The 9,468-nt window shown below is 45.4% G+C and carries 6 protein-coding genes; all 6 read right to left on the reverse strand.

The genetic code is table 11. From position 1 onward, the window contains the following. The gene (locus tag ACSNJE_RS04695; RefSeq protein WP_495252103.1) at positions 1 to 1,683 is read right to left on the reverse strand and encodes a CoB--CoM heterodisulfide reductase iron-sulfur subunit A family protein; all 1,683 of its coding nucleotides are present in this window, start codon (positions 1,681 to 1,683) and stop codon (positions 1 to 3) included. A gap of 85 nt (positions 1,684 to 1,768) precedes the next feature. Continuing rightward, entirely contained in the window at positions 1,769 to 2,566 is a 798-nt protein-coding gene (locus tag ACSNJE_RS04700; RefSeq protein ID WP_013120044.1) for a methyltetrahydrofolate cobalamin methyltransferase, read from the reverse strand. Positions 2,567 to 2,594: 28 nt separating this feature from the next. Next, entirely contained in the window at positions 2,595 to 3,539 is a 945-nt protein-coding gene (locus ACSNJE_RS04705; protein WP_052216582.1) for an acetyl-CoA decarbonylase/synthase complex subunit delta, read from the reverse strand. 136 nt (positions 3,540 to 3,675) lie between these two features. Next, positions 3,676 to 5,004: an acetyl-CoA decarbonylase/synthase complex subunit gamma gene (acsC, locus tag ACSNJE_RS04710; RefSeq protein WP_013120042.1), complete on the reverse strand. Its 1,329-nt coding sequence runs from the start codon at positions 5,002 to 5,004 to the stop codon at positions 3,676 to 3,678. Between the two features lie 124 nt (positions 5,005 to 5,128). Beyond that, positions 5,129 to 7,333 carry an acetyl-CoA decarbonylase/synthase complex subunit alpha/beta gene (gene acsB, locus ACSNJE_RS04715; RefSeq protein WP_152908930.1) on the reverse strand — a complete coding sequence of 735 codons (2,205 nt, stop codon included), beginning with the start codon at positions 7,331 to 7,333 and terminating at the stop codon, positions 5,129 to 5,131. A 32-nt stretch (positions 7,334 to 7,365) separates the two neighbouring features. After that, positions 7,366 to 9,384, reverse strand: coding sequence for an anaerobic carbon-monoxide dehydrogenase catalytic subunit (cooS, locus tag ACSNJE_RS04720; protein WP_052216422.1), 2,019 nt, complete (start codon positions 9,382 to 9,384; stop codon positions 7,366 to 7,368). Positions 9,385 to 9,468: the final 84 nt, after the last annotated feature.

The raw sequence follows: 9,468 nt of genomic DNA on the forward strand, positions 1-9,468 counted from the left end.
TTAGACCTCCAGGGCATCCAGTTGGGCCAAAATTTGCAAATCAGTATAACCGGGTAAATGAATGGCTTTAGCCGGACACTCCGCAGCACATATTCCGCAGCGCCGGCAAGCAAGAGGATTTACCTGTGCCGCAGATCTATACAAGTTATTGAACTGCCGATCGTATGCAATGGTAATGGCTTTATGGGGACAGCAGCGATAACAGGTTAGACATACCACGCATTTTGAAGCATCTACATAGGGTTGCATATATTCAACTTTAACCTCTTCCGTTCTCAATTTCTTATATATATCTGCAGCCACTGTTTTAGCCTGTATCATAATTTCCGGAAGGAGGCTGGGCTTCTGACAACTGCCTGCCAGGTATATGCCCTCCCTGCTTGTATACTCCGAAAAAAGATGAACATTATCAGGCCCCAGAAAATAGTCGGGCCCCAGTTCGATGTCCAGCATCCCGGCCAGTTCTTCCGTTCCGTCCGAGGGTACAATTTCTTCAGGCAGTATGGCAAGATCACATACAATCCTGTAATTTCCGGGAATCTTAGCGGCCAGCAAAGGATCCTCATAACTGATAGTCACTTCTCCGTTATCAACGGTTATATTAAGCTTTTCTGTAAATTTATAAAATCTGATTCCGGCATCCTTTGCTTCGGTATATAAAGCCTCCCAGTTATCGCCGGCAACCTTAATATTAGAGTAAAATACATATATTTCTGCATCGAATCTCGTCTTCAGATATAAGGCATTTTTCAGAGCCACAATAAAAGGTAAATTGAAATTTTCGCCCGTTTTACCAATAACGAAAGATATTTTCTTTTTCGTGAAATCTTTTCCCTGTAATAAATAATGCTCTAACTTCGCTAGCCCCAGTAAATTATCGGCAATTCCTAAACCATACTTAACGGAACAGAAAATGGTTTGTAACCCGGTGGCCACTACAATGGAACCAACCTTAACAGAAAATTCCTGTCCCTCGTTTTCCAGATAAACAGTGAAATTACCAATATTACCGTCAATATCAATCACTTTGGTAGATGTCATCAAATTTATGTCAGAATTAGCCTTTAATAAAGCTAATTTTTCTTTCAAAATTTCAGAAGGTTTTGAATCTATTCCATATACTGAATTAATCTTTGTTAGGTTACCGCCAGGAAACTCTTCTCGTTCTATAATAATCACTTTTAACCCCTTGGCCGCTACTTCCAGAGCTGTTTCTATTCCGGCTATCCCACCGCCGATAATCAGGACAGTCCGGTTAACCTTAACTACTTCACAAGATACTTCATCCATTTTAACTAACCGGGCAATACCCCTTTTTACTTGCCGCAACGCTTTTGCGGTCGCCTGAACGCTTTTCGGATGTACTAAACTGCATTCTTCCCTCAGATTAACCATAGTAAAAAAATGTAAATTAAGGCCAACTTTCTCCAAAATAGATGTAAAAAATTTCTCCTGCCGGGGACCTGAACAACCAACTACAACGATGCGGTTTAATCGGTATTTTTTAATTTCCGCAGCCATAAGTTCACCCTCAAGGCAGGCGCAAAGGTGCTGGCTTTCCCGTATGTACTGAACGAAGGAAGTCTTTTTAATTTCGGCAATTATCCGGCCAAAATTTACAGTATCGGTAATAACCTCCTTACAGCCACAGAGAAAAACACCCACTCTTGCTTTGTTCCCCATTTAAGCTCCCCTCCTAAAGAGAGAACTTAATTTTAGAGAGCTCCCTTAAGAGGGAGCTCTCTAAATTATCTTGTAACAGTTTTATCTATTTCTGTCTAAAAATCTTAAGGTAGGAATCGCAGTAAATAGACTGATTCAGAATGATGCTGGCAGTAGCTGCGGTATCTACCAGGTCATCATCATCAGCATCCATAATAGCGGAATCCAAACCGCAGACCATTGCCATAGCCAGGAAAGTACGGTTGATCAGCGGACGGTTAGGAGCCTTCTGGGAAATGTTGCTCAAGCCAACAGTGGTTTTGGGAGCCGGGTTGGAGAGAAGCTTAACCTGGCGGAGAGCCTCCAAAGCTTCCGGAGCGTGCTCCTGAGCAACGTTTACAGGCAATACAAGGGGATCTATGTACAGATCCTGGAAGGGTATGCCGTATGCATCAGCCATAGCAACTAATTCCATTGCAAGCGCTGTACGGTCTTCGGCGCTCTTGGGAACACCTTTCTCATTCATAGCCAGTGCTACCAGAGCCGCATTATATTTGGCTGCCATGGGAAAAAATACTTCCATTTTAGCCTGTTCTGCCGTTGTGGAGTTAATCATGGCTTTACCCTTATGAACCTTGAGCCCTGCTTCCATAGCCAAGGGGTTAGTAGTATCGATAGCACAGGGAAGGTCAACGGCTTCCTGGGCAGTCTTTACTAACCATTCCATTACTTCAGCTTGTTCCTCTTTACTGGAAATAGGCCCGGTATTAATGTCCAACCAGGCAGCGCCCTTCTCAGCCTGCTTTACAGCCCACTGCTGAATAGGTTTCGGGTCTTTGTTGGCAATGGCCTCACGAATGTCTGTGAAAAGACCGTTAATTCTTTCACCGATAATTTCAAACATTAATTTTCATGCCTCCTTTTTCTTTATATTAATAAGCGTTGGACTTCCTCATTTCGTTTTCCCAAGCATAGAAGAGTTTCATTGCCTCGGGATGGCGCATAATCATAATGGAACTACCGGCAACAGCAAAAGTAGATGCTGTTATAGCTTCCCACAGAATAGCGCGGTCATGGATCGGACCCCACTCAGCAACATCGGGATCTTTTGCTTCCTTGCTCTTCCAAGCTTCCTGACCTACGAAGGAGCAAATTGGCATAGCCAGCATCTTGTCACCGGTAAGAGCTCCCATACGGGCACGTTCCATAATGGAGTAAGCATATTCAATACCGTATCCAAGAGCGCCAACCAACGGGTCAATCGCAATCCTGTCTAACGGCATAGCCATTTCATTCAGCAGAATATTTAACTGCTTGGCAAGGTTAATGTCCAACGGAGAGGAAGCTATAAGGCTATGTCCCGCACCAATGGCAGCGGCTGTAATGGTCTTATAGTTTTCAGGAGTTACGCAACCAATCAGGCAAGCCTTGCCAGATAATGCGTCTGCGACAACGGGAAGGATTTCGCCGTCTTTTTCTTCCACACCGCAACCGATAACAATCAGAGGTACATCAATAGCATCGGCAACAGCCTTAGCTGTTTTAGCAACCTCTTCACCGGAAGCATTTTTCCAGTCAGGATGAGCACTCATCAATCTTAATGCTACTGCGCCGGCGCCTAATTCCACACATTTTTTGGCCCAAGCAACCGGGTCGTTAAGTACATCTGCAAAAGCGGATGTTAATAATTCAGGCCAATCTTGGGGTGCCATATCGAAAACTTCCAAAGCTACCAGAGACTTATTTGGTAATTCTCCTTCAAATTGCAGGTATGGAAGTGTAGTTTCACCTCCAACCTTAACTGCATTCGGACCAGTACCAATAGTAAGTTCTGCTACCTTACTGGTCCATCTTTCCTTAACTATATTTACAGCCATTTCTCCCGCTCCTTTCGCCATTTTTAATAATTTATACTCTCGGTTTCCGAACAAAATCTCTCCCGTTACATTTCTTGCGCCAAATTTTCTCTTTAAATATTCGGCGTCAAGACCATTTTAACCAGAAGCTATTTTACTACTTATTCCACCTTTGTTTGAAGAAGGAAGGCAGTCCGGCAGACTCACGAGGTCCAACAATTACTTCGCAACCGGTCAGTTCAGCAGTCTTACCACTTAATACCGCTACGCCACCAGGGATAATAATCTTGTTGTGATTAACTTTTTCCATAATGCCAAGTTTCTTAATGGTATCAGCGATGCTTTCCGGAGTAAACTTACCGGCAGCCCAAGCAGTAAGTACGGAGATACCGTCAGTATCAACGGGGATAATATAAGCTGGCATTCTTGCAGCTTCAGTATCACCGGCAACACAGAAGTAACTGAGTGAGAAGTTTGTTGTGATAAGTACAGGTGCATCAGGACCCGGATTGAGGATTTCGTAAATCTTGGACTCCACAGCAATCGGTTTCTGCGGGTCGGTGTATATGTTCAAACGTAATGTAATGAGAGGCAGTATGTGTTCTGGTTCAGCACTGTTAACCACTACAACAGCGGCATACTTTGCAATCAAAGTAGCTGCATTCATAGCTTCCATCATCGGGTCATCATTGGTTGCAAATGCAACAGTCGGATAACCGAAAGGACGGAACAGTTTCAGCGCAGACCTTCTGATTTGAACCTGGTCAGCAACCATTCTGGAAATCTCGGTTGCGCCGGAATCCAGCATAAGGTTTTTGTAGCCAAGAGCAACAACTTTTTCAACAACTTCGGCCAGGTTATTAAGGTCGGTTCCCTTAACTACCAGCGGAGCTTCATACTTCTTGGCCAGATTGGTCATAGCCTCATAGTTGTTGGCATCAGCAGCGTAAACCAGCGGCTTGTTAGCTCCTGCAACCTCAAGGGCTTTTTCCATGGCAGCAACATCGGAAGTTACCAGCATTAAAGGATATGCAGTATTATCCTGGGCTGTTTTTACGGCTTCCGCAAACTTGGCTGCGTCACCGGAATCATTGGTAATAGCAACCATACTAACTTCATGAATTTGACCAACACGGTCAAATACTAATTTATTGATCTTTTCCACTTTAGCTTTTACATCTTCGTTGTCGCTAACCCGAATGGTGATCGCGGTAGGATGTTCAAATCTCTTATCATGCCTGAACAGTACGGTTTCATTACCGAGCTCGATTGCCTTTTCACCAACGCCTATTTTAATTAAAGCAACAGGCGGAGCCGAAGCAGAATCCAATGCTTCCCTAGCAGCATCACTTACATAAGGACAAGCGTCCAAGCTTGCCTTACCGGCAGCCAATTGCATAGCAAATGCTAAACAAGTTGGCTGGCCACATTCCTTACAATTCTTCTTGGGTAGTTGTTTGAAAATTTCTAAACCTGTTAAACCCATTCCCCAATCTCCTTTCTTTTATAATTAATTTAATTAATTTATAACTTGATTGATGTGACCACAGTAAGTGGCCACATCAATCTAGAACTTTTTTTGCATCCTCATACCCATTTTTACATCTCATTTAGAGTAACGGAGGCATGGTAAGAGCCGGATGGCCTTTTTCCTCCAGGAACGGCAGAATTTCTTCACCGGTTACTCCGACAGTCTCATCGGCAATCTTATCTACGAAATCCTTGCCAAGGCCGTCCTCTTCAGCCCTCTCTTCGAGGATAGGACGAAGCTGCTCTTTAAGAGCCTTCGGCATCCATACGATACGGGCCAAACCACCGTCAGCCTTAATAAACTTCCTGGAACCAAAGTAAGCTTTACCTATACCCATGAAGCCAGGCAACTGAGCGCCACCGCCGCAGGTACCGGCCAAAGTCGAGAAGTTCATACCACATGGAGTCATACCGGAGTGTTCACGGTTAACTGCCATGAAGCCGTTACATTCAGGAACCATGGTCAGGATAACTTCAAAACAACCACAAGAAGTCATCGGATTCTCCATAATGGTGTAGAAGTTAACCTTCTCTACAGTTCTCTGGGAGTGTTGATAAATAAATTCGTTGAAGGACTTCCAGGATCCTTTAACTTCGTCTTCACATTCGCCTTTAAGAATAGGCTGGTTTGCGCCGTGCGGGTCAATTTCATAAGCAGCCTTAGCATCTAGCCAGCTAACAGCGCCACACAGACCAACCCGCTCAGGAGCAACAACGCAGACGTGGGTCGGAGCAAAGGACTGGCAAAGCGTACAGGAATAAAATTCCTCAACACCCTCGTCAGTGAGCTCTTTCAGACGAGCGTCACGCTTCCGGTAATATTCACGGGCCACTTCACGCATTTCGAGAACTTTTTGCTCATCGGTATAAATGGTAACCTGTACCCGGTCAACAATCGAAGCAAACTCTGCCTTAAACTTGGCGTACAGCAGGTCTCCCAGGTGCTTCAGGCGGAAGCCTTTTGCATAAGCATCCTTACTTACCCGCATCCAGTTCAGGTCACGCTGAGCAACGTGCCATAAACCTTCACCGTAGTTGATACCGTAGTGGATGCGCCGCTCAAGAACAGGCTCAAAGTCAGGCTGCATCTTACGTCCGTAAATATCAACTACGATACCAATGGGCAGGCGTCCACCTTCCGGCGGCAAAGAATCGATATCGGGACCGATAAGCTCGATTTTGCCATCTTCAATGGTATCATCAGCCATACGCACTAATTCGAAGCTCGGAGTCCGACCGCCGCCCATTTCAAGGAACATATCGCCCTTCCGGATTGTTTCTCCCTCAAAGGCAGGACCATGGTTAATGGGAATGTCTATCTCAATGTTGGTCAGTTTAACTCCACGAACCTCAAGAGCGGTTTGCACGATTTTATCGTAATCGGGACAAGAGACAAACCAATCAGGAATTTGCTCGTCCTCTGGCAGTTCCTGGTCAGTGATGACGGGGAAACCGGTATAAATAGCCCCTGCACAGGCAGCATCCTTAACAAAGTCATGCTCGCCAAGGTACAGAATAAAGGCTAAGATACGACGTCTCTGGTAATCTCTCTGAGCATCGGTGAGGCCCGGCTTAATACCACCAAACATCATACCGGCCCGCAAAGCGTAGTTTGCTGCATGAACTACCTGAGTGAAGTTACCCAACGGGTAAGCAATATAATCTACACCCAACTTAACATTTTCTTCCAGCAGTTGTTCGATAATTTCATCGCAGAGGAAGATCATTAAACCTTTACCCATCAGGTCGGCAACAATCTTGGCAGCAGCCTTGCTGTCTTTGGCCCGGCCAACGATAACAGCTTCACCGGGGATAGTCCAGTCAACCATCTTAATACCGTACTGACGTACAACCGGGTCGCCGATAAATCCGGTCCAAGGAGCAGGAAACCTTGGATTGCTTTCATCATAACCGATATATTGTACTACTTCAATAATATCGGCAGCAATCCAGGTGGACATACCGTTCAGACGGTATTGTTCAAAGGTTAAATCTTCCGTAATTTGATTTCTGGCTCTGTTTAAGACAGGAACCAAGTCGCCTAATGTGGTGCATTCGTCTCCCCACCAGCAGCGGATTACAGGTACGAAATAAGCAGTGTTAGGATAACCGATTTTCTGATCCTTCCCGTACTTTTTAATAGCCTGGGTAAGGAGAATTTCAGCGTAACTTACAGCGGTGATAGCGCCCTTGTAAGCTCTTCTGTACATTTTAATAGGCTCTTTGCCTTCCATAGCCTTTTCTGCGTCCGCATATATTTGATCAAAGTTCAACTCTTCAGACATTCGTGTTCCTCCTTTCGATTTGGGAAATTACATTAGTAATTCTGGCACAGACTGGTTTCGAATTTCTCGGCAGTAGCTTTGTGGACGCCAAGTTTCCAGGTCCTGTACTCTAATGCGCTGAGAAGTTTTTCGGCAGCAACTTTATGGTCTACTTCAAAGATGAAGTAACCGCCGTAAACGTCGCTGGCAATCTGGGTACAAATACTGAAGAACAGGTCGCTGCCTTCTACCGGCGGCAGTACACCAACATGAGTCGGCAGGCCCAGAGTTACCGCCCAGCATCCAATAGCAACTGCTTTTCCGGACATAGCTTCAGGTGCAGAAGCCACAAACGGAACCTTCGGAGTGTCTACACCTAATTCATTAGCCATATCCATCAGGAGGTCCGAAGCCCTGGTATTGTCAACACAGGATCCCATGTGGAGAACGGCAGGCACTTTACCTTTCAGACCAGCCTTGTTGTCAAACTGGCTCAGGAATGCCTTCAGGCCTTCGCCAACAAACTCGTCTCGTTTATCAGGATCCATTATGCCGAACCTAGCAGCAGATTGAGCTGCACACCCGGTGGAAATTACGAATACATCGTTTTTGAGGAGTTCCAGGATAATACCGGTATGGTTTTCGTCCTGCACACCTTTCAGGTTATTGCAACCTGCAAAGAGGGCAACACCTTTCAGTTGTCCGGACAGAATGGCATCGGTAAGAACCTTCACGGGTCTTTCAGGGTTTATAGTTGCAAAGAGATCGTAAATTGCTTCTAAGCTGAAGCCGGCAGCGGCTTTGTATTTAACATTCGGAATGTGTACCTGGCTTTGATCACGGTTCTTGAAGTTTGCGATAGCCATCCGAACTATTTCTTTGGCGTCTTCCATAGCCGTTTCAACATTAAACGGAACATGGGCTGTTCCGGGCAGCTTGGCAATTGACTGCGTAGTTATGATTTGAGTATGGAAGCACTTGGCAATGGTTGTTAAACCAGGCATGATACACTGAACGTCCACAACCATAGCATCTACAGCACCGGTAGCAATAGCCATTTCCTGAGAACTGAAGCCTGTTGCGATAGGTACACCCTGACGCATCAGAACTTCGTTTCCGGTACAGCATATACCGGCTAACTGAATACCGGCGGCACCAGCTTCCTTTGCCTCTCCCTCAAGTTCACGGGCTGCCGCAACAATCATTTCGCTTAACAGTGGGTTATGACCGTGGAGAATGATGTTAACTTTATCTTTATCTATTACACCAAGGTTAGCTTCAGAAAGAACCGGGGCGGGAGTCCCAAACAGAATATCGGAGAAATCGGTACCTATATGCATTCCGGTATAATCCGCCAACGCTGAGCGCAGAGCGCTAAAAGTAATGTTTACCGGGTCGTTATCCTGTCCGACATGAGCCTGAGCCAACAAGTCAGCCATAGCAGACTGGATACCGTTCGGTACAATACCGCAAGCTTCAGCCTTCTCAACCCTGCCTTTAGTAACGGTGTTGAGGAAGAACTTACAGCCACCTTCGCCGGTAAGCAGACGGAAATCATCAAGAGCCTGTTCGGCCAGCTCTTTGGCAATTTCCGTATCGGACTTACCTTCGGTTTCAATACCCTGACGCTTAGCCACTTTATGCAGCTTCTTGGTATCAGTAATCTTATAATCGGCAGCTTTTCCTTCCGTCACTTCCAAAACAGTTTCCGCAATATGGCGGGCATGTTCACAGTGGGCACCGGTACCGGTTAACAACATTGTACCCGTACTCCGGGCAGCGATTGTCCATGCGTCAGCGCCACAAATACCTTTGCTCTTCGGACCTGTATCAGCGGTTACCCGGCAGGGGCCCATCATACAGAACCGGCAGCAAGTACCTTTGTATCCAAATTGGCATTGCGGTTGTTGGGCAACAGCCCGATCAAAAGCGGTAATAATGCCTTTTTCCTGCGTCTTTTCAATCATTTCAAGAACAGCAGGATCTTTTGAGCGTTTTACGTTTTTAGGCTCAAACACTCTTGGAGCATCTGACGGAAAATGGGTGTGTTTTGAATCTCTAAATCTTGGCATTAACTTTAACTTAGATTCGGAAAGTAACTTATAAAAACTTAATAATATCAAGGCTTTTAGATGTTTTTTTAGTGTAAAAATTTT

The sequence above is a fragment of the Thermincola sp. GK-1 genome, assembly GCF_059412445.1.

Coding starts and splice junctions, on each gene's coding strand:
- ACSNJE_RS04695 (WP_495252103.1), bottom strand. CDS start 1,683: ATGGGGAACAAAGCAAGAGTGGGTGTTTTTCTCTGTGGCTGTAAGGAG.
- ACSNJE_RS04700 (WP_013120044.1), bottom strand. CDS start 2,566: ATGTTTGAAATTATCGGTGAAAGAATTAACGGTCTTTTCACAGACATT.
- ACSNJE_RS04705 (WP_052216582.1), bottom strand. CDS start 3,539: ATGGCTGTAAATATAGTTAAGGAAAGATGGACCAGTAAGGTAGCAGAA.
- acsC (WP_013120042.1), bottom strand. CDS start 5,004: ATGGGTTTAACAGGTTTAGAAATTTTCAAACAACTACCCAAGAAGAAT.
- acsB (WP_152908930.1), bottom strand. CDS start 7,333: ATGTCTGAAGAGTTGAACTTTGATCAAATATATGCGGACGCAGAAAAG.
- cooS (WP_052216422.1), bottom strand. CDS start 9,384: ATGCCAAGATTTAGAGATTCAAAACACACCCATTTTCCGTCAGATGCT.